The organism is Lysobacter brunescens, from assembly GCF_042677005.1.
In the GTDB taxonomy this organism is placed as follows: domain Bacteria; phylum Pseudomonadota; class Gammaproteobacteria; order Xanthomonadales; family Xanthomonadaceae; genus Lysobacter_I; species Lysobacter_I brunescens.
Genome location: NZ_JBHTIF010000001.1, coordinates 1,735,127 through 1,754,165, shown reverse-complemented (window position 1 = coordinate 1,754,165; position 19,039 = coordinate 1,735,127). Strand labels below are relative to the sequence as shown.

Annotated in this window: 15 protein-coding genes, 2 tRNA genes and 3 rRNA genes; 7 read left to right on the top strand and 13 right to left on the bottom strand. The window is 64.9% G+C overall.

Annotated features, from left to right (window positions below):
* Positions 1 to 23: 23 nt before the first annotated feature.
* A complete protein-coding gene (locus ACFQ0E_RS07590) occupies positions 24 to 779 on the top strand; it encodes a hypothetical protein (protein ID WP_386823080.1) in 756 nt (251 codons plus the stop codon).
* Positions 780 to 846: 67 nt separating this feature from the next.
* On the opposite strand, the gene ACFQ0E_RS07585 is transcribed toward ACFQ0E_RS07590, so the two are convergent.
* From ACFQ0E_RS07585 to ACFQ0E_RS07560, 6 genes are all read right to left on the bottom strand, one after another.
* A complete protein-coding gene (locus tag ACFQ0E_RS07585) occupies positions 847 to 3,036 on the bottom strand; it encodes an XVIPCD domain-containing protein (protein ID WP_386823079.1) in 2,190 nt (729 codons plus the stop codon).
* A 155-nt stretch (positions 3,037 to 3,191) separates the two neighbouring features.
* Positions 3,192 to 3,305: ribosomal RNA gene (gene rrf, locus ACFQ0E_RS07580) — 5S ribosomal RNA — on the bottom strand.
* A gap of 130 nt (positions 3,306 to 3,435) precedes the next feature.
* Positions 3,436 to 6,294: ribosomal RNA gene (locus ACFQ0E_RS07575) — 23S ribosomal RNA — on the bottom strand.
* 216 nt (positions 6,295 to 6,510) lie between these two features.
* Positions 6,511 to 6,587: transfer RNA gene (locus tag ACFQ0E_RS07570), tRNA-Ile, on the bottom strand.
* A gap of 20 nt (positions 6,588 to 6,607) precedes the next feature.
* Positions 6,608 to 6,683: transfer RNA gene (locus tag ACFQ0E_RS07565), tRNA-Ala, on the bottom strand.
* 96 nt (positions 6,684 to 6,779) lie between these two features.
* Positions 6,780 to 8,324: ribosomal RNA gene (locus tag ACFQ0E_RS07560) — 16S ribosomal RNA — on the bottom strand.
* The 16S, 23S and 5S rRNA genes sit together here with 2 tRNA genes alongside, the layout of an rRNA operon.
* A 551-nt stretch (positions 8,325 to 8,875) precedes the next feature.
* Here ACFQ0E_RS07560 and ACFQ0E_RS07555 point away from each other — a divergent pair.
* Positions 8,876 to 9,316 carry a DUF192 domain-containing protein gene (locus ACFQ0E_RS07555; RefSeq protein ID WP_386824075.1) on the top strand — a complete coding sequence of 147 codons (441 nt, stop codon included), beginning with the start codon at positions 8,876 to 8,878 and terminating at the stop codon, positions 9,314 to 9,316.
* Between the two features lie 63 nt (positions 9,317 to 9,379).
* Positions 9,380 to 10,237 carry a SirB1 family protein gene (locus tag ACFQ0E_RS07550; protein ID WP_386823078.1) on the top strand — a complete coding sequence of 286 codons (858 nt, stop codon included), beginning with the start codon at positions 9,380 to 9,382 and terminating at the stop codon, positions 10,235 to 10,237.
* Positions 10,238 to 10,288: 51 nt separating this feature from the next.
* Here the strand turns inward: ACFQ0E_RS07550 and ACFQ0E_RS07545 are convergent, their stop codons facing one another.
* The gene (locus ACFQ0E_RS07545; protein ID WP_137853568.1) at positions 10,289 to 10,480 is read right to left on the bottom strand and encodes a rubredoxin; all 192 of its coding nucleotides are present in this window, start codon (positions 10,478 to 10,480) and stop codon (positions 10,289 to 10,291) included.
* Positions 10,481 to 10,554: 74 nt separating this feature from the next.
* Entirely contained in the window at positions 10,555 to 10,737 is a 183-nt protein-coding gene (rd, locus tag ACFQ0E_RS07540) for a rubredoxin (RefSeq protein WP_386823077.1), read from the bottom strand.
* Between the two features lie 69 nt (positions 10,738 to 10,806).
* Here rd and thiE point away from each other — a divergent pair, with 69 nt between their 5' ends.
* The 4 genes from thiE to ACFQ0E_RS07520 are packed head-to-tail and all read left to right on the top strand — an operon-like array spanning position 10,807 to position 14,579.
* Positions 10,807 to 11,478 carry a thiamine phosphate synthase gene (gene thiE, locus ACFQ0E_RS07535; RefSeq protein WP_386823076.1) on the top strand — a complete coding sequence of 224 codons (672 nt, stop codon included), beginning with the start codon at positions 10,807 to 10,809 and terminating at the stop codon, positions 11,476 to 11,478.
* A gap of 53 nt (positions 11,479 to 11,531) precedes the next feature.
* A complete protein-coding gene (hemL, locus tag ACFQ0E_RS07530; RefSeq protein WP_386824073.1) occupies positions 11,532 to 12,815 on the top strand; it encodes a glutamate-1-semialdehyde 2,1-aminomutase in 1,284 nt (427 codons plus the stop codon).
* 5 nt (positions 12,816 to 12,820) lie between these two features.
* A complete protein-coding gene (locus ACFQ0E_RS07525; protein ID WP_386823075.1) occupies positions 12,821 to 13,450 on the top strand; it encodes an HAD family hydrolase in 630 nt (209 codons plus the stop codon).
* The gene (locus ACFQ0E_RS07520) at positions 13,440 to 14,579 is read left to right on the top strand and encodes a trans-sulfuration enzyme family protein (protein WP_386823074.1); all 1,140 of its coding nucleotides are present in this window, start codon (positions 13,440 to 13,442) and stop codon (positions 14,577 to 14,579) included. The genes ACFQ0E_RS07525 and ACFQ0E_RS07520 overlap by 11 nt, the downstream gene beginning before the upstream one ends.
* A 47-nt stretch (positions 14,580 to 14,626) precedes the next feature.
* Here ACFQ0E_RS07520 and ACFQ0E_RS07515 read toward each other — a convergent pair whose 3' ends face one another.
* The 5 genes from ACFQ0E_RS07515 to ACFQ0E_RS07495 form a co-directional block, all read right to left on the bottom strand.
* Positions 14,627 to 15,148 (bottom strand): hypothetical protein, encoded by a 522-nt coding sequence (locus ACFQ0E_RS07515; RefSeq protein ID WP_386823073.1) that lies wholly within the window; start codon positions 15,146 to 15,148, stop codon positions 14,627 to 14,629.
* A gap of 144 nt (positions 15,149 to 15,292) precedes the next feature.
* A complete protein-coding gene (locus tag ACFQ0E_RS07510; RefSeq protein ID WP_386823072.1) occupies positions 15,293 to 16,207 on the bottom strand; it encodes a hypothetical protein in 915 nt (304 codons plus the stop codon).
* A 103-nt stretch (positions 16,208 to 16,310) separates the two neighbouring features.
* Positions 16,311 to 17,537: an acetylornithine transaminase gene (locus ACFQ0E_RS07505; RefSeq protein ID WP_386823071.1), complete on the bottom strand. Its 1,227-nt coding sequence runs from the start codon at positions 17,535 to 17,537 to the stop codon at positions 16,311 to 16,313.
* Positions 17,538 to 17,545: 8 nt separating this feature from the next.
* A complete protein-coding gene (locus tag ACFQ0E_RS07500) occupies positions 17,546 to 17,977 on the bottom strand; it encodes a VOC family protein (protein ID WP_386823070.1) in 432 nt (143 codons plus the stop codon).
* A gap of 208 nt (positions 17,978 to 18,185) precedes the next feature.
* Positions 18,186 to 19,004 (bottom strand): SDR family oxidoreductase, encoded by an 819-nt coding sequence (locus tag ACFQ0E_RS07495; protein WP_386823069.1) that lies wholly within the window; start codon positions 19,002 to 19,004, stop codon positions 18,186 to 18,188.
* Positions 19,005 to 19,039 lie beyond the last annotated feature (35 nt).

Sequence of the window (19,039 nt, the reverse complement as noted above, 5' to 3'; positions counted from 1 at the left end):
AACGTCCCGGAAGGAGAGTCCCGATGTCCGCGAATCGTCTGTTGGCCTCGCTCTGGCTGCTCGTCAGCGCAGGCCTGCTGGTCATGCCCGTCCTCGGCGTGGATCCGACCACGCGCCTCTACTACTCGAATGCAGGGCAGGTGCTCGTCACCCTGACCGCCTCGTTCTACTGCTTCGCGACGATGCGCGCCTTCCCGGCGCAAAGTCCGCTGGGCAAGGTCTGGGGCGCGATCGGCGCCGGCCTGCTCGCATGGGCCATCGCCGCGGGCATCTTCGCGGCCTATCCGATCCTCAATGCCGGCGAGGACACGCCCTATCCGTCGCTGGCCGACCCGTTCTACCTGCTCGCGCCGCCGCTGATGACCATCGGCCTGGTCCTGTTCAAGCGCTCGGCCGGCCTCGAATCGCCGGTCTGGGGCAAGGCGCTCGCCATCGCCGCGCTGGCGATATTCGGCTACATCGCCTGGCTGGCGAATGCCAAGGGCCTGTCCGATCCCGGACTCTTCATGATCCTGGTGTCCGTCGGCTACCTGCTGTTCGACCCCATCCTGATCGCTGTCACCCTGCTGACCGCCAGCGCATTCCGCGGCGGCGACGTGGCCACGTCCTGGTGGTACGTGGTCGGCGGCATCCTCCTGTACTTCATCGCCAACCAGCTCTACACCTACCTGGTCGGCATCGAGCAGTACACCACCGGCTCCCCGATCGATGCCGGCTGGCTGCTCGGTTTCGGACTCATCGCCTGCGGCGCGGTGAAGGCCCGCAAGCTGCTCGGCTGACCGGGGCGGCTGTCGCATCCGGACACCGGGCGCATCAGCGCCCGGTGTCCGCCCGGAGATCAGGAGCTCACGGGATCACGGGACGCCTTGCAGGTGTCGCGGCGTCCAGCGACTCGCCGCCCGTCTGGGCAGCGAGTCTCGAGAGGCTGTCCTGCGCAGGTGTCGCGACCGCCAGATCCCGCGCCATGAATGCGCGACGCCCTGCCGGGTCGCCCGGATCGCCTTCGCCGATGAAGACGTTCTGGCGGCCGCCCGCCATCGGAGCCCCTAGTTCCACATAGCCGATGCCGCGCAACCCCTGCTGCTTCGCCAGCACGGCCAGGCTCGCTGCCGTTTCTTCGACCGGCAGACCCGCGCCACCCGCATTCAGCCGGCGAACACCTGCCAGCGCGGCATCGTGCAGCGCCTGTTCGGTCGCCGGCAGCGGGGTCCGCGCCGGCACGGCCTCGATGGGCGACGGCAGTTCGCGCAGAGCCGGCGCCGGCGCCGGCATCGATTCGATCGGCTTCGACGGCCGCGAACCGCCGCCGAAGGTAAAGGTCCAGCCGACCTTCACGAAGGCGTCGCGGGCCTCGGGACGGTATCCGGCTTCCAGCGAGAACTGATGCCGCGGATTGTCGACCGTTCGGAACGTCGCGCCGAACTCCGACATGCGCAGCGGACCGCTGTTGTTGTCGAACCGCACCTGCCCGCCGAGCGCCATGTGCGGATTGCGGTAATCGACGCCTGCGCCGAACGACGTCTTCGGCCCGAAGGTCCCATCCAGCGCCAGCGCACCCGCACCGTTGGCGAATCCCAGGTTTCCGCCGAGATTGAGCGACGCGCCTTGTGGACCTGTGCCCAGCCCCGCCCGGAGCTTATCGCCATTCGCGAACTCCGCGCCGAGCCGGTATTCGGCGGTGCCCGCAGGCTGGTCGATGCGCAGGCCGAACTGGCCGCTCGCGCCGCGGCCGAATCCGAAAGCCGCATCCGCACCGATCACCGCGCCGTTGCGGCCCTTGTCGAGATCGAACGAGACGCGATCGCCATTGTCGAAGCGCAGCCTGGCATCCATCGACGCAGTGCCGGCGGGCTCATCTACACGAAACGCGCCCGTCCCTTCGCCCTTGCCCAACTTGAACGCCGTGTCGGCACCATAGATCGCCCCCAGCCGTGAACCGGTGTAGTCGGCATTGAGGCTGTAGCCCTCGGAAAACCTGAGCTTCGTGTTGAACATCGACGTGCCGGCGGGTTCATCGACACGAAACGCCGCCGAACCGCTACCGTCCTTGCCGAGCTTGAAGGCACCGTCCGCGCCATAGATCTGGCCTTCGCGCGTGCGCAGCCAATCCGCATTGAGCTGCGTGGCATCGTCGAACTTCAGTTTCGTATTGAACGTCGATGTGCCGGCAGGTTCATCGACGCGGAACGCCGCCGTGCCGTTGCCGTCCTTGCCGAGCCTGAAGGCACCGTCCGCGCCATAGACTTGGCCTTCGCGCGTGCGCAACCAATCGGCGTTGAGCTGCGTGGCATCGTCGAACTTCAGTTTTGTATTGAACGTCGAGGTTCCGGCAGGTTCATCGACGCGGAACGCCGCCGTGCCATTGCCGTCCTTGCCGAGCCTGAAGGCGCCATCCGCGCCATAGACCTGGCCCTCGCGCGTGCGCAACCAGTCGGCGTTGAGCTGCGTGGCATCGTCGAACTTCAGTTTCGTATTGAACGTCGATGTGCCGGCAGGTTCATCGACGCGGAACGCCGCCGTGCCGTTGCCGTCCTTGCCGAGCTTGAAGGCACCGTCCGCGCCGTAGATCTGGCCTTCGCGCGTGCGCAACCAATCGGCGTTGAGCTGCGTGGCATCGTCGAACTTCAGTTTCGTGTTGAAGATTGAGGTTCCAGCCGGTTCATCGACGCGAAACGCTGCCGTGCCATTCCCGTCACTGCCGAGCTTGAAGGCACCATCCGCGCCGTAGATCTGACCTTCTCTTGTACGCAACCAATCTGCATTGAGCACTGCGCTCTGGCCGAAACCGAAACGCCCGCTCAGTCCGTAGCGATCGATTGCCAAGCCGGAGTCTGTACTGAGATCGAGATGCGTGCCAAGCCGATTGCTCTCATCGAATCGATTGTCGAGATCGAGACGATACGAAGACGGCGAAAGACGCCAGGCATTCGCATCTAGCAAGCCTCCACGCCACCGCGTGGACACTCCGATCAAGGGATCGCCCGGCGGTGACGGTACTTCGCCGGTTGCCGGGGACTCTGTCTTGGGATCGGGCACGACACCACCTCCATGCGTAGCAGCACCTACCGTTCGCCAGCGTAGGGTTCATGGGGTGGCCGGTCAAGACGCCCCAGTCGCCGCTCGGCCGAGCGGCGAAAGAAAAACAAAGAAAAACCCCCAACTGCAGTGCAGTTGGGGGTTCTGTATAAAGACCCTGGCGATGACCTACTCTCGCATGCTGAGTGCACACTACCATCGGCGCATGCGCGTTTCACTTCCGAGTTCGGGATGGGATCGGGTGGTTCCACGCAGCTATTATCACCAGGGAGAGGGTGGAGGGTCGCCGTTGGTTCCGGATTGGAACTTCGGCGCTCACGCTCTCATTGGGTCTTGGGACGTAACGATTGTAAGGCGAAGGTCGACGTGTCGTCGAGGCCTAAGGCTACTTGAGGTTATATGGTCAAGCCACACGGATCATTAGTACAGGTTAGCTCAATGGATTGCTCCACTTACACACCCTGCCTATCAACCACCTAGTCTTGATGGTTCCTTCAGGGGACTTGTGTCCCGGGAGATCTCATCTTGAGGCGCGCTTCCCGCTTAGATGCTTTCAGCGGTTATCGCTTCCGAACATAGCTACCCGGCAGTGCCACTGGCGTGACAACCGGAACACCAGAGGTTCGTCCACTCCGGTCCTCTCGTACTAGGAGCAGCCCCTCTCAAATCTCCAACGCCCACGACAGATAGGGACCGAACTGTCTCACGACGTTCTGAACCCAGCTCGCGTACCACTTTAAATGGCGAACAGCCATACCCTTGGGACCGACTACAGCCCCAGGATGTGATGAGCCGACATCGAGGTGCCAAACACCGCCGTCGATATGAACTCTTGGGCGGTATCAGCCTGTTATCCCCGGAGTACCTTTTATCCGTTGAGCGATGGCCCTTCCATACAGAACCACCGGATCACTAAGACCTACTTTCGTACCTGCTTGATCCGTCGATCTTGCAGTCAAGCACGCTTATGCCTTTGCACACAGTGCGCGATGTCCGACCGCGCTGAGCGTACCTTCGTGCTCCTCCGTTACTCTTTAGGAGGAGACCGCCCCAGTCAAACTACCCACCATACATGGTCCCCGACCCGGATTACGGGCCCAGGTTAGAACGTCAAGCACATCAGGGTGGTATTTCAAGGATGGCTCCACCGAAGCTGGCGCCTCGGTTTCATAGCCTCCCACCTATCCTACACAGACGAACTCAACGTTCAATGTAAAGCTATAGTAAAGGTTCACGGGGTCTTTCCGTCTTGCCGCGGGAACGCTGCATCTTCACAGCGATTTCAATTTCACTGAGTCTTGGGTGGAGACAGCGCCGCTGTCGTTACGCCATTCGTGCAGGTCGGAACTTACCCGACAAGGAATTTCGCTACCTTAGGACCGTTATAGTTACGGCCGCCGTTTACTGGGGCTTCGATCAAGAGCTTCGCTTGCGCTGACCCCATCACTTAACCTTCCAGCACCGGGCAGGCGTCACACCCTATACGTCCACTTTCGTGTTTGCAGAGTGCTGTGTTTTTGATAAACAGTCGCAGCGGCCTGGTCACTGCGGCCCTCCTCAGCTATTCACCATGGAGGGCGTACCTTCTCCCGAAGTTACGGTACTATTTTGCCTAGTTCCTTCACCCAAGTTCTCTCAAGCGCCTGAGAATTCTCATCCTGCCCACCTGTGTCGGATTACGGTACGGTCTGCGTAAGCTGAAGCTTAGGAGCTTTTCCTGGAAGCGTGATATCAGCAGCTTAGCCCGATAGGGCTCGTCCTTGGTCTCAACGTTGCGCTCCCGGATTTGCCTAAGAGCACCGCCTCAACCCTCTCACCGGGACAACCAACGCCCGGCCTGCTTAACCTTCTCCGTCCCTCCATCGCACTTACGCGAGGTGCTGGAATATTAACCAGCTTCCCATCGACTACGCATTTCTGCCTCGCCTTAGGGGCCGACTCACCCTGCGCCGATTAACGTTGCGCAAGGAAACCTTGGGCTTTCGGCGTGCGGGCTTTTCACCCGCATTATCGTTACTCATGTCAGCATTCGCACTTCCGATACCTCCAGCGGACTTCTCAATCCACCTTCGACGGCTTACGGAACGCTCCTCTACCGCGCACACAAAGTGTGCACCCCAAGCTTCGGTTTATCGCTTAGCCCCGTTAAATCTTCCGCGCAGACCGACTCGACCAGTGAGCTATTACGCTTTCTTTAAAGGGTGGCTGCTTCTAAGCCAACCTCCTGGCTGTCTGTGCCTTTCCACATCGTTTCCCACTTAGCGATAATTTGGGACCTTAGCTGTGGGTCTGGGTTGTTTCCCTTTTCACGACGGACGTTAGCACCCGCCGTGTGTCTCCCGCGCAGTCTGTCTTGGTATTCGGAGTTTGCCATGGTTTGGTAAGTCGCAATGACCCCCTAGCCATAACAGTGCTCTACCCCCAAGAAGATTCACGCGAGGCGCTACCTAAATAGCTTTCGAGGAGAACCAGCTATCTCCGGGTTCGATTAGCTTTTCACTCCTAATCACACCTCATCCCCTACCTTTGCAACGGGAGTGGGTTCGGGCCTCCAGTTGATGTTACTCAACCTTCACCCTGGGCATGACTAGATCACCCGGTTTCGGGTCTACTGCCTGCGACTATGCGCCCTATTCAGACTCGGTTTCCCTTCGCCTCCCCTATACGGTTAAGCTTGCCACAAACAGTAAGTCGCTGACCCATTATACAAAAGGTACGCCGTCACCCTTGCGGGCTCCGACTGCTTGTACGCACACGGTTTCAGGGTCTATTTCACTCCCTTCACCAGGGTTCTTTTCGCCTTTCCCTCACGGTACTGGTTCACTATCGGTCGGTCAGTAGTATTTAGCCTTGGAGGATGGTCCCCCCATGTTCAGACAGGGTTTCACGTGCCCCGCCCTACTCAATTTCATCGACTGAGCCCTTTCACATACAGGGCTATCACCTTCTATGGCCGGCCTTTCCAGGCGCGTTTTGTTAAAGCTCAATCGACTTTTGGGCTAGTCCCCGTTCGCTCGTCGCTACTGAGGGAATCTCGGTTGATTTCTTTTCCTACGGTTACTTAGATATTTCAGTTCACCGCGTTCGCTTCCAGCAGCTATGTATTCACTGCAGGATACCCCGAAGGGTGGGTTTCCCCATTCAGACATCGCCGGATCAATGCTTGTTGCCAGCTCCCCGACGCTTTTCGCAGGCTGCCACGTCTTTCATCGCCTCTGACCGCCAAGGCATCCACCGTGTGCGCTTATTCGCTTGACCATATAACCTCAAGTCGCCTCGAGGTCATTCGTCGCGAATACAACGAACTACAACTTCAATAAAAGCATCTTGCGATGCTTCGCCTTAGCCTCTTTCGACACGTCTGGACATTCGTCTCAAACGCTCGTTACGTCCCAAGTTTTCAAAGATCACAACACCGGCTTCAGCGCCGGAGTCATTTCAAATCTTTAGTGTGCGCGACTTCATCCAAAGCGATGGTGGGTCTGGGAGGACTCGAACCACCGACCTCACCCTTATCAGGGGTGCGCTCTAACCACCTGAGCTACAGACCCGTTGTTGCGTCTAAGCCAGATGGTGGAGCCAGTCGGGATCGAACCGACGACCCCCTGCTTGCAAAGCAGGTGCTCTCCCAGCTGAGCTATGGCCCCGTTTGCCTGTATCACGGACTTGCCGTGAGGCGGGACGCTTTGGATGCAGGTCACTTGTGCGGACGTCTGACAAGCAATTTGCTGTCTTCTGTCTCTAAAGGAGGTGATCCAGCCGCACCTTCCGATACGGCTACCTTGTTACGACTTCACCCCAGTCATCGGCCACACCGTGGCAAGCGCCCCCCTTGCGGTTAAGCTACCTGCTTCTGGTGCAACAAACTCCCATGGTGTGACGGGCGGTGTGTACAAGGCCCGGGAACGTATTCACCGCAGCAATGCTGATCTGCGATTACTAGCGATTCCGACTTCATGGAGTCGAGTTGCAGACTCCAATCCGGACTGAGATGGGGTTTCTGGGATTGGCTCACTCTCGCGAGTTTGCAGCCCTCTGTCCCCACCATTGTAGTACGTGTGTAGCCCTGGCCGTAAGGGCCATGATGACTTGACGTCATCCCCACCTTCCTCCGGCTTGTCGCCGGCGGTCTCCCTAGAGTTCCCACCATTACGTGCTGGCAACTAGGGACAAGGGTTGCGCTCGTTGCGGGACTTAACCCAACATCTCACGACACGAGCTGACGACAGCCATGCAGCACCTGTGTCACGGTTCCCGAAGGCACCAATCCATCTCTGGAAAGTTCCGTGCATGTCAAGGCCAGGTAAGGTTCTTCGCGTTGCATCGAATTAAACCACATACTCCACCGCTTGTGCGGGCCCCCGTCAATTCCTTTGAGTTTCAGTCTTGCGACCGTACTCCCCAGGCGGCGAACTTAACGCGTTAGCTTCGATACTGAGTGCCTAGTTGCACCCAACATCCAGTTCGCATCGTTTAGGGCGTGGACTACCAGGGTATCTAATCCTGTTTGCTCCCCACGCTTTCGTGCCTCAGTGTCAGTGCTGGTCCAGATGGCCGCCTTCGCCACAGATGTTCCTCCCGATCTCTACGCATTTCACTGCTACACCGGGAATTCCGCCATCCTCTACCGCACTCTAGCCCGCCAGTATCCAATGCAATTCCCAGGTTGAGCCCAGGGCTTTCACATCAGACTTAACGAACCACCTACGCACGCTTTACGCCCAGTAATTCCGAGTAACGCTTGCACCCTTCGTATTACCGCGGCTGCTGGCACGAAGTTAGCCGGTGCTTATTCTTCCGGTACCGTCAGAACACCGAAGTATTAATCCAGTGCTTTTCTTTCCGGACAAAAGGGCTTTACAACCCGAAGGCCTTCTTCACCCACGCGGCATGGCTGGATCAGGCTTGCGCCCATTGTCCAATATTCCCCACTGCTGCCTCCCGTAGGAGTCTGGACCGTGTCTCAGTTCCAGTGTGGCTGATCATCCTCTCAGACCAGCTACCGATCGTCGCCTTGGTGGGCCATTACCCCGCCAACTAGCTAATCGGACATCGGCTCATCTAATCGCGCGAGGTCTTGCGATCCCCCGCTTTCACCCGTAGGTCGTATGCGGTATTAGCGTAAGTTTCCCTACGTTATCCCCCACGACTAGGCAGATTCCGATGTATTCCTCACCCGTCCGCCACTCGCCACCCACAGTATTGCTACTGCTGTGCTGCCGTTCGACTTGCATGTGTTAGGCCTGCCGCCAGCGTTCACTCTGAGCCAGGATCAAACTCTTCACTTAAAATTTTCGGACCGAAGTCCTATTACTTTGAGTGCAGTCGTCTCCCAAGCTCCAATTACTCGCTTGCATTTGCATGCTTTGAATCTTTGGTTCTTGCTCGAACGTCTGCAATATGGACAACCATCCACTCGCCAAACGCCCGCACAAGTCACCTGCGCACACTGTCAAAGATCGTCGGAATCGGCCTCAGCGCCTCATCCCTTCCCGCTTCTCAACCCGTCGCCGAAGCGTCCGAGTGAGCCGCACATTATAGAGTAGTTTTCGTTGCCGTCAACACCCTTTTTTCTTTTCCTTCCGGGCCGTCGTTGCCGCTGACTGCCCGGGAAGGTCGAACATTATGGCGGGCGTTCGTGGAAGTCGTCAACAACTTTCTTCCCGTTTCTTTCCGCCGCCCCGCCGTTGCCGAAGCACCGTTGCGAGGGGGGCGAATTGTGCATGGCAACAATGCGTTTGGGAAGGGGGTGTACGAAATCTTTTTTGCTTGACGGCGATGCATCACTGCGGAATCGTCGACAGCCTGACTCCGGAAAGGAAACACGATCATGCGCGTCATGTGTGCCATCGCCCTGTTTTGCAGCGTTTTCGCGAGCGGCTGCAGCAATGCGGACGAACCATGGGTGGAGTTGCAGGGGCAGCGGTTCGCAGTGGAAGTGGCCGACGACAACGAAGAACGCGCGCGCGGACTGATGTTCCGCGATGCCATGGATGACGATCGCGGCATGCTCTTCATCCACGACAACGAGATGAACCTCGCCTACTGGATGAAGAACACGAAGATCCCGCTCGACATCCTCTACTTCGACGCGAACCGGCGACTGGTCTCGCAGCAGCGCGACGTGCCGCCCTGCTCGCTGGGCAACGCCTGTCCGCCCTACCCCAGCACGGCGCCTGCGCGCTACGTACTGGAGTTGAACGCCGGGCAGGCGGCGAAGCTGGGGCTGAAGGACGGGACCGAGCTGACCTTTGGCCCGGGGATCCCGCCCGCGCCCTGAACCCGGTCACGGAAGCGCCGCCCGGGGCTTGCCGGGCGGCCTGGTCGCCCACAGTCTTGGGCCATGAACCGCATTGACGATGCACGCCTGCCCGCTTGGGCCTCCCTGGCCGAGACGGACGACGAACAGGTGCCCCTGCTGGGCTGCGCCCTGCTGATCGCGCGTGACGAGTATCCGGACCTGGACGTGGCGGCCTGCCTGGCGCAGGTGGAGGCCCATGCGGCCTCGCTTCGTCCGCTGGTGGAGGCGCTGGACGACGCGCCCCTCAAGATGCAGGCGATCAACCGGCGGCTGTTCGACGAACTGGGGTATGCCGGCAATCACGACGAGTACTACGACCCGCGCAACAGCTACCTCAACATGGTGCTGGACCGCAGGCTGGGCAATCCGATCTCGCTGGCGGTGATCCAGATGGAGGTGGCGCGTCGGCTCGGGTTGCATCTGGATGGGGTGTCGTTCCCGGGACACTTCCTGGTCCGCATGCCGGTGGACGATGGCCTGCTGGTGATGGACCCGTTCAACCGGGGCCGGCCGCTGGGGACGGAGGAGCTGCGCCTGCGGGCCAAGCCGCATTTCGGTGCGGATGTCCCGGACGAGGCGCTGTTCGACATCCTGAGCCCGGCGCCGAACCGGGCGATCCTGTCGCGGATCCTGCGCAATCTGCACGCTCTCTATGTCGGTGCGGGCGACTGGGCACGGGCGGTGCGGTGCATGGACCGGGTGCTGTGCCTGGATCCGGAGAACGCGGAGGCGCTGCGCGATCGCGGGCTGGGCTATGCGGAACTCGGCCATGTGGCCGGGGCGGTGCGGGATCTCGGCGCGCACCTGCAGCGCTGGCCGGAGTCGGGCGATGCGGACGTGGTGCGCAGCCGGCTGCTCGAACTGCTCGGCGATGGGCGCCTGGCGCAGAGGACGCACTGAGCCCGGATACGCAACGGGCGCCCTGGGGCGCCCGTTGGTCGCGTGGCTCGATCAGACCGTGGTCATCTCGAAGTCGCTCTTGGTGACGCCGCAGTCCGGACAGGTCCAGGTGTCCGGCACATCTTCCCAGCGGGTGCCCGGCGGGATGCCCTCGTCCGGCAGGCCCTTGGCCTCGTCATAGATGAATCCACAGACGACGCACATCCAGGTGCGGTTGGCGACGGTGGCGGCAGCTTCAGTCATTCGGAAAGTCCCTGGTTCGAAAGGCCGGCATTGTCCCATCCCCGGGACGGGGCCGGAAGCCGGCGGCAGACCGCTCAGTCGATCGGTTCGAAGTCTGCCTTGGTCGCGCCGCACTCCGGGCAGGACCAGGTGTCCGGCAGGGATTCGAAGGAGGTGCCGGGCGGTATGCCGGTGGCCGGATCGCCTTCGGCGGGGTCGTAGACGTGTTCGCAGACGAGGCAGCGGTACTTCCTGGCGCGATTGGCTGGGTCGTTCATCGGATAATGTCCCTTTATCTGAGCGAGGGTCGATTCTTGCACCCGCGCCCCCTGTCCGGAAGCACCCGCATGCCCGTCCGATCCACCGCCGCCCCGTCCTGGGGACGTGGCCTCTATCTGATCACACCCGACGATGCCGACACACCGCGCCTGCTGGCGCAGGTGGCGGCCGTGCTGCCGCAGGCCGCGCTGCTGCAGTACCGGAACAAGCTGGCCGCCCCCGGCTTGCAGCGTGTGCAGGCGGAAGCGCTGGCCGGGCTGTGCCGGGACCATGGCGTGCCGCTGGTGATCAACGACGATGCGGCGCTGGCGCAGGCCATAGGCGCAGCCGGCGTGCACCTGGGCGAACACGACGGCGACCTCGCTGCAGCCCGGGCCATGCTGGGTGACGAAGCCATCATCGGCGTGTCCTGCTACGACGACCCGGCGCGCGCGCGGGCCGGCGCCGAAGCCGGCGCCAGCTACATCGCGTTCGGCGCGTTCTTCCCCTCGGGCACCAAGCCGAACGCGCGCCGCGCCGCGCCCGGCCTGCTCCGCGACAGCGCCGGCCTGGGCCTGCCGCGGGTGGCGATCGGCGGCATCACGCCGGACAATGCGCGCGGACTGGTCGAGGCCGGTGCCGACCTGCTGGCGGTGATCGGTGGCGTGTTCGACGCGCCGGATCCCGTCGCGGCGGCCCGCGCGTTCCGCGCCTGCTTCGACCAGGACGGCTTCGAGCAGGCCCGTTTCGACCACGTCTGATTGCACCACCTGTCGCGGCTCGCGCCGCTCCCACAAGACAACACGAGATGTCGATGAAGACCGAGCGTTCGCACGAGCTGTTCACACGCGCACAGGACCTGATGCCCGGCGGCGTCAATTCACCGGTGCGCGCCTTCAAGTCGGTGGGCGGCGAGCCGTTCTTCGTCGAGCGCGCGGACGGCGCCTATCTCTACGACGCCGACGGCAATCGCTACATCGACTACGTGGGCTCGTGGGGCCCGATGATCGTCGGGCACAACCATCCGAAGGTGCTGGACGCGGTGATTTCGACCGCGCGCAACGGCCTGAGCTTCGGCACGCCGAACCCGTTGGAAGTGACGATGGCCGAGACCATCACGAAGCTCATCCCGAGCTGCGAGATGGTGCGCATGGTGAATTCGGGCACCGAGGCGACGTTGTCGGCGATCCGCCTGGCGCGCGGCGCGACCGGGCGCAGCCGGATCGTCAAGTTCGAGGGCTGCTACCACGGCCACGGCGATTCCTTCCTGGTGAAGGCCGGCAGCGGCATGCTCACCCTCGGCGTGCCGACCTCGCCGGGCGTGCCGGCGGGCCTGAGCGAACTCACCGCAACCCTGAGCTACAACGATTTCGAGGGCGCGACGCAGCTGTTCGACGAGATCGGCGGCGAAGTCGCGGCGGTGATCATCGAGCCGGTGGTCGGCAACGCGAACTGCATCCCGCCGCGCCCCGGCTACCTGCAGCACCTGCGCGACCTCTGCACACGGCACGGCGCGCTGCTGATCTTCGACGAAGTGATGACCGGCTTCCGCGTGGCCCTCGGCGGCGCGCAGGCGGTGTACGGCATCACCCCGGACCTGAGCACCTTCGGCAAGATCATCGGCGGCGGCATGCCGGTGGGCGCCTACGGCGGGCGCGCCGACCTGATGCGCCAGATCGCCCCGTCCGGGCCGATCTACCAGGCCGGCACGCTCAGCGGCAATCCGGTGGCGATGGCGGCGGGCCTGGCGATGCTGGAGCTGATCCAGGCGCCGGGTTTCTACGAGACCCTCGACGCGCGCACCGCGACGCTGTGCGCCGGGCTGGAGGACGCCGCCCGCGAGGCGGGCGTGCCGTTCAGCACGAATCGCGTCGGCAGCATGTTCGGCCTGTTCTTCAACGCGGAGAAGGTCGAGACCTACGCTCAGGCCACGGCCGGCGACACCGCCGCGTTCAACCGTTTCTTCCACGCCATGCGCGAACGCGGCGTCTACCTGGCGCCGTCGGCGTTCGAGGCCGGCTTCCTGTCGATGGCGCACGACGACGCGGTGATCGCGGCGACGATCGACGCGGCGCGGGCCTCGTTCGCGGCGTTGTAAACACCATGGGCATCGACCTCGTGCTGTTCGACCTCGACGACGTGCTCGTCGACTACAGCCACGAGGTCCGCTGCCGGACGCTGGGCGAACGCATCGGCCGCGATGCCGATGCGGTGCGTGCGGCCTTGTTCGAATCGGGGCTGGAACGGCAGGCCGATCTCGGCCGGATCGATCCCGAAGGCGTGGCCCGCGTCCTGTCCGAGACCCTCGCGACGCCGGTCACGCTGGGCGATTGCGTGGCCGCGCGGGCAGCGGCGATGACGCCGCGCCTCGCCCTGGGCGACCTCATCGCTGCGCTGGCCGCGCGCTGCCGGCTGGCGGTGCTGACCAACAACGGGCTGATGGTCCGCGACCATTTCGCGACCCTGTGCCCGCCGTTCGCCGCGCACTTCGCCGGCGCGGTCCACTGTTCGGCGATGTACGGCATGACCAAGCCCGATCCCGCCGTGTTCGCCCATTGCGCCGAGGCGCTGGGTGTCGCACCGTCGCGGGTGCTGTTCATCGACGACAAGGCCGCGAATGCCGGCGGCGCGATCCGCGCGGGCATGTCGGGCCATCATTACCAGGGCATCGCCGGGCTGCGTTCGGCGCTGGCCGCACACCACCTGCTGGAGAACCCGTCCCATGGCGTCTGAGCTTCGCCCCGAAACCGTGTCCGTCCACGTCGGCAACGAAGCCGATCCCGCCACTGGCGCGGTCGCGCCCCCCATCCACCTCGCGACCACCTTCCGCCACGGCCCGGCCGGCGAACGCGTGGCCGGCTACGAGTACCAGCGCGAGGGCAACCCGACCAACGACCGCCTGCGCGAGGCGCTGGCGGCGCTGGAAGGCGGCGCGACCGCCAGCACCTTCGCCTCGGGCATGGCGGCGATCAGCGGCCTGCTGGAATGCCTGCCGAACGGCGCGCGCGTGCTGATCCCGGACGACTGCTACACCGGCCTGCGCATGGTCTGCGCCGAATTCCTGCCCGAGCGCGGCATCGAAGCGGTGATGATCGACATGGCCGACCTCGACGCGGTCCGCGCGGCCTGCGCGAAGGGCGTGGACCTGCTGTGGATCGAGACGCCGTCCAACCCGAAGATGAAGGTCTGCGACATCGCCGCGCTGGCGGAGATCGGCCATGCCCACGAGGCCATCGTCGTCGCCGACAACACCTTCGCCACGCCGCTGCTGCAGCGCCCGCTGGCCCTGGGCGCCGACGTGGTGATGCATTCGACCACCAAGTATTTCGGCGGCCACAGCGACGTGCTCGGCGGCGCGCTGGTGTTCGCGAAGGACGACGCGCTGGCGCAGAAGGTCGCGCACCGGCTGCACGTCACCGGCGCGACGCTGGCGCCGTTCAGCGCCTGGCTGATCCTGCGTGGCTGCCGCTCGCTCGGCGCGCGCATGGCCATGCACTGCGCGAACGCGCGCGCGGTGGCCGACTTCCTCGCCGCGCACCCGGCGATCGAGCGCGTGAACTATCCCGGTCTGGCCTCGCACGCCGGCCACGGCGTCGCGGCGAAGCAGATGCGCGACTTCGGCGGCATGCTCAGCATCGAATTGCGCGGCGGTCGCGAGGCAGCGCTGGCGATGGCCGGCAAACTGCGCGTGTTCACCAACGCCACCTCGCTCGGCGGCTGCGAGTCGCTGGTCGAACACCGCGCCTCGGTCGAAGGCCCGAACCCGCGCTCGCCGCAGAACCTGCTGCGGATGTCGGTGGGCCTGGAGCATGTCGACGACCTGATCGCGGATCTGCGGCAGGCGCTGGACGGCGTGGGCTGACGCCGTCCCTGCGGCCCGGCAGGCCATGCCGGGCCGGACCGGACCGGTCAGGGCGCGAGCACCCAGTCGGCGCCCACCGAATAGAACTCGATCGCGCCGAGGTTTCGGATCTGCGGCGCGGTGACGCCGTTGATCACGGTCGAATCGAAATTCACCTTGACCGAGATGCTGAGGCCGAGGTTGATCGGCAGTGGCTCGCTCGGCGTGAACATGGTCAGGCCTTCGACGAACCGCGGATGGGTGTGGTCGGGCGGCGGCTGCATGAGGCCGCTGACGGCCTTGATCAGCGGCGGCGGCTGGGCGATGAAATGGTAGGCGCGGTAGTCGGCGTCGTAGATGAAGACATCGCGCAGCACGCAGAAGCGCTGGCGCGCGAAGACGAAGATCTTCGACAGCATCAGGCGCCGGTCGTCGACGATGACCGGCGTGGTCAGCGGGAAGTGGAAGAAATTGTGCGAGCCGTCGACGCCGCCGAACAGGCCGGAACCGGCCATGCGCCGCTGCGAGAAGGGCGCGAACTCGGGCTGGGCACCGTTGCCGTGCAGCCAGGTCGCCATCTTGATCGGCATGTGTCGTCCTTTGATCCCCTGCGCGGCGAAGCGCCGCATCGGTCTGCAACGCGGGAACGGCGGAGCCGAGGCCAGCTGTGCCGGCCTTCGGCCAATCGCGATCAACGCATGTTGCAGGCCTGCAGCGTCGTCGACGCGCTGCGATCAGTGCGGGACGATGAACGGGTCGGGGCTGTCGGGCCGGCAACTCTGGCCGCTCGGCGAAAACGCGGCGTCATGGGTGCAGGGCCACAGCGCGCGCGGGATGGTCTGGCGCAGGTCGAAACGCTGGCCGTTCCAGACCAGGAAGCCCAGGTGCGCGGTATGCACCTGCTCGCCCGCATAGCCGCCGGGGAAGGCGCGGGGGTGGCTGCGCGGCAGACCGTGGCCGTCGCCGTATTCCAGGTACAGCCGCAGCACCGGCACTTCGGCGAAGCGGCTGCGATCGACCCATGCGCCCGATGCGACCTGGCCGTGGTCGTGCACGCCTTCGCGCTCGGCGACGGGCAGCCGCGCGACCGGGTCCTCGGGAAGCACGCTGCGGGTGACGTTGCGGGGCTTGCCGCTGCGGGCAAGGCGCCAGGCGGTGTAGCCGAAGCGCTGCGGACCGCTTTTCAGGATGGCGGTGCCGGCGTCGGCATCATCCCGACAGAAATTCCCGGGCACGCGATCGGCACGGGCGAGCAACGGCTGCAGGGCAGCGCAGCGGTCGACCTGGTGGTCGGCCTGGAGCAGATAGACGGTGTCGGCGGGCTTCGCGCCGGCGAGGCTGCGGATCGTCGCGCCGAAATACACGCCATCGGCCTCGTGGCGCAGGCGGAAATACTGGTCGACGCCGCCGTCGGCGCGGGGGATCTCGACGCGCTCGGCGCGCTGCAGCATGCCCTGGCGTGCGGCCAGCGGCAGGCCGGTGTCGGCAGTGGACAGGCCCAGCAGCAGGCGCTCGATCTCGGCCGGAGCGGGGTCCAGCGGGGCCCAGTCTTCGGTCTGCGCCACGGCGATGGCCGGGAGGGCGGCGAAGGTGAAGGACACGGCCACTGCGAGCGCGCGTCGCCATCCATTGGGCTGCGATACCGTCATCGTGATCGGGGATCGAGGGGGAATGGCCGGATGATGCCACAGCCCTCTCCCGGACCGCGCTGAGGGCTTGCCGCCAGCCGCGCCGGGAGAGGCCCGGGGTCGATCAACCCGCCTTGAACGCCCGCAGCGCGCGCGCCAGCCGCGCGAGGCCTTCGGCGAGCTCGTCGTCGGCGAGGTTCAGCGCGGGGACGAAACGCAGCACGTCGGGGCCCGCCTGCAGCATCAGCAGGCCTTCGGCGGCGGCGCGGTCGAGGATCTCGCCGGCGCGACCGGCGTACTGCGGCGCGAGCACGGCACCGAGCATCAGGCCGCGACCGCGCACTTCGGCGAACAGCCCGAGTTCGGCATCGATCGCGGCGAGGCCGTCGCGCAGGGCCTGCGACTGCTTCGCGACGTTCGCGACGATCTCCGGCGACTGCAGCCGGCGCAGCACGACGCGGGCGACGGCGGCGGCAAGCGGATTGCCGCCGAAGGTGGTGCCGTGCGCGCCGAACTGCATGGCCTCGGCGGCCTTCGGCCCGGCGAGCATCGCGCCGATCGGCATGCCGCCGCCCAGGGCCTTGGCGAGGGTGACGATGTCCGGCACCACGCCGTCGCCCCAGTGCGCGAACAGCGGGCCGGTGCGGCCCATGCCGCACTGGATCTCGTCGAGGATCAGCAGCGCGTCGTGTCGGTCGCAGAGCGCGCGGACGCCGGCCAGATAGCCGTCGCGCGCCGGCATCACGCCACCTTCGCCCTGCACGGGCTCGAGCATGACGGCGCAGACGTCGCCGGACGCCATCGCGGCGTCGAGCTGGTCGAGGTCGTTGAAGTCGACGTAACGAAAACCGCCGGGCAGCGGCTCGTAGCCTTCCTGGTACTTCGGTTGCGCGGTCGCGGTGACGGCAGCGAGTGTGCGGCCGTGGAAGCTGCCGCGACAGGTGACGATGGTGCGGCGATCCGGCGCGCGGCCCTGCGCGCTGGCCCACTTGCGCGCGAGCTTGATCGCGGCCTCGTTGGCCTCTGCGCCGGAGTTGCACAGGAAGACGCGCTCGGCGAAGCGCGAGGCGGCGACCAGTTCCTCCGCGAGGCGCACCGGCGGTTCGCTGTAGAACACGTTGCTGGTGTGCCAGAGCCGGCCGGCCTGCTCGGTGAGCGCGGCGACCAGTTCGGGATCGGCGTGGCCGAGGCCGCACACCGCGATGCCGCCGGCCAGGTCGATGTACTCGCGGCCGTCGATGTCCCACACGCGGCTGCCCTTGCCGTGGTCGAGGATCAGCTGACGCGGCCTGTAGACCGGCAGGTAGTACTGCTGGCCGAGGGCGACCAATGCTTCGGTGGGCTGCGTCATCTTGTTGATCACCACTGTCCGGTGTTGGGCATCGACGCCCAGGGTTCCTGCGGCGGCAGGTGGCCTTCCTGCAGGAGTTCGATCGAGATCAGGTCCGGGGAACGGACGAAGGCCATGTGGCCGTCGCGCGGCGGGCGGTTGATCGTGTAGCCCATCGCCTGCAGGCGCGCGCAGGTGGCGTAGATGTCGGCGACGCGGAAGGCCAGGTGGCCGAAGTTGCGGGCGCTGCCGTAGTCCTCGATCTCGCCGTTTTCCGGCGGCCAGTTGTACGTCAGCTCGATCTCGGCGTTCGGGGTCTCGTCGGCGGCGAGGAAGATCAGGGTGAAGCGCCCGGCCGGGTTCTCCATCCGGCGCGTTTCCTTCAGGCCAAGGCCCTCGCAGTAGAAGCGCAGCGACGCGTCGATGTCGCGGATGCGGACCATGGTGTGGAGGTATTTCACGGGCGGTCTCCGGGCGTGGGGGGCGACAGTGTAAGGGCGCGCGGGCGGGCCGGCGGGGAACGCTGTTTTCCGCGAAGTGCGCCCCAGCAGATGCTTTCTGGCTGTCGCGACCACAACAGGCGCATCCGGCTTGTGGGAGCGACGCAAGTCGCGACGGACGGACGACGGGTGGCCCGGGTCGCGACTCGCGTCGCTCCCACAGGGGGATTCAATCCAGAAACAGATCCGGCAGCAGCCCGCGCGAGGGGTCGACGGCGTAGCCGGACAGGTCGGTGACGCCGGCCTCGGCGAGCACCTCGTCGTCGATCAGGAATCGGCCGTGGAAGCCGGCCGCCGGGCGCACCAGCACGGCGTGGGCGGCGTCGGCCATGATCTCCGGCCGGCGGCACTGCGCGACATCGACCCCGGGGATCATGTTGATCGCGTCGGTGGCGATCACCGTGCGCGGCCACAGCGCGTTCACCGCCACGCCCTGCGGGCCGAACTCGGCGGCGAGGCCGAGGGTGACGAAGCTCATGCCCATCTTCGCCAGCGTGTAGCCGGTGTGCGGCCCCCACCACTTCGGATCGAGGTTCGGCGGCGGCGCCAGGGTGAGGATGTGCGGGTTCGGCGCCTGCAGCAGGTGCGGCAGGCAGGCCTGGGCACAGAGGAAGCTGCCGCGCGCGTTGACCTGCTGCATCAGGTCGAAGCGCTTCATCGGGGTGTCGAGCGCGCCGCGCAGCCAGATCGCGCTGGCGTTGTTGACGAGGATGTCGATGCCGCCGAACGCATCCACGGTGGCGGCGACGGCGGCGCGGACTTCGTCTTCCTCGCGGATGTCGCACTTGAGCGCCAGCGCCTTGCCGCCGGCCGCTTCCACCGCCTGCGCGGCGGAATGGATGGTGCCGGGGAGCTTGGGGTTGGGGACCGAGGACTTGGCGGCGATCGCGACGTTGGCGCCGTCGCGCGCGGCGCGGACGGCGATGGCCAGGCCGATGCCGCGCGAGGCGCCGGTGATGAAGAGGGTCTTGCCTGCGAGCGTGGTCATGGGGTGGGGAATCGCCTGCGGGGAGGTCGGACGAT

Excerpts from the sequence above, each read along its gene's own strand:
- ACFQ0E_RS07590 (WP_386823080.1), top strand. The coding sequence starts at position 24 with ATGTCCGCGAATCGTCTGTTGGCCTCGCTCTGGCTGCTCGTCAGCGCA.
- ACFQ0E_RS07555 (WP_386824075.1), top strand. The coding sequence starts at position 8,876 with ATGTGTGCCATCGCCCTGTTTTGCAGCGTTTTCGCGAGCGGCTGCAGC.
- ACFQ0E_RS07550 (WP_386823078.1), top strand. The coding sequence starts at position 9,380 with ATGAACCGCATTGACGATGCACGCCTGCCCGCTTGGGCCTCCCTGGCC.
- ACFQ0E_RS07545 (WP_137853568.1), bottom strand. The coding sequence starts at position 10,480 with ATGACTGAAGCTGCCGCCACCGTCGCCAACCGCACCTGGATGTGCGTC.
- rd (WP_386823077.1), bottom strand. The coding sequence starts at position 10,737 with ATGAACGACCCAGCCAATCGCGCCAGGAAGTACCGCTGCCTCGTCTGC.
- thiE (WP_386823076.1), top strand. The coding sequence starts at position 10,807 with ATGCCCGTCCGATCCACCGCCGCCCCGTCCTGGGGACGTGGCCTCTAT.
- hemL (WP_386824073.1), top strand. The coding sequence starts at position 11,532 with ATGAAGACCGAGCGTTCGCACGAGCTGTTCACACGCGCACAGGACCTG.
- ACFQ0E_RS07525 (WP_386823075.1), top strand. The coding sequence starts at position 12,821 with ATGGGCATCGACCTCGTGCTGTTCGACCTCGACGACGTGCTCGTCGAC.
- ACFQ0E_RS07520 (WP_386823074.1), top strand. The coding sequence starts at position 13,440 with ATGGCGTCTGAGCTTCGCCCCGAAACCGTGTCCGTCCACGTCGGCAAC.
- ACFQ0E_RS07515 (WP_386823073.1), bottom strand. The coding sequence starts at position 15,148 with ATGCCGATCAAGATGGCGACCTGGCTGCACGGCAACGGTGCCCAGCCC.
- ACFQ0E_RS07510 (WP_386823072.1), bottom strand. The coding sequence starts at position 16,207 with ATGACGGTATCGCAGCCCAATGGATGGCGACGCGCGCTCGCAGTGGCC.
- ACFQ0E_RS07505 (WP_386823071.1), bottom strand. The coding sequence starts at position 17,537 with ATGACGCAGCCCACCGAAGCATTGGTCGCCCTCGGCCAGCAGTACTAC.
- ACFQ0E_RS07495 (WP_386823069.1), bottom strand. The coding sequence starts at position 19,004 with ATGACCACGCTCGCAGGCAAGACCCTCTTCATCACCGGCGCCTCGCGC.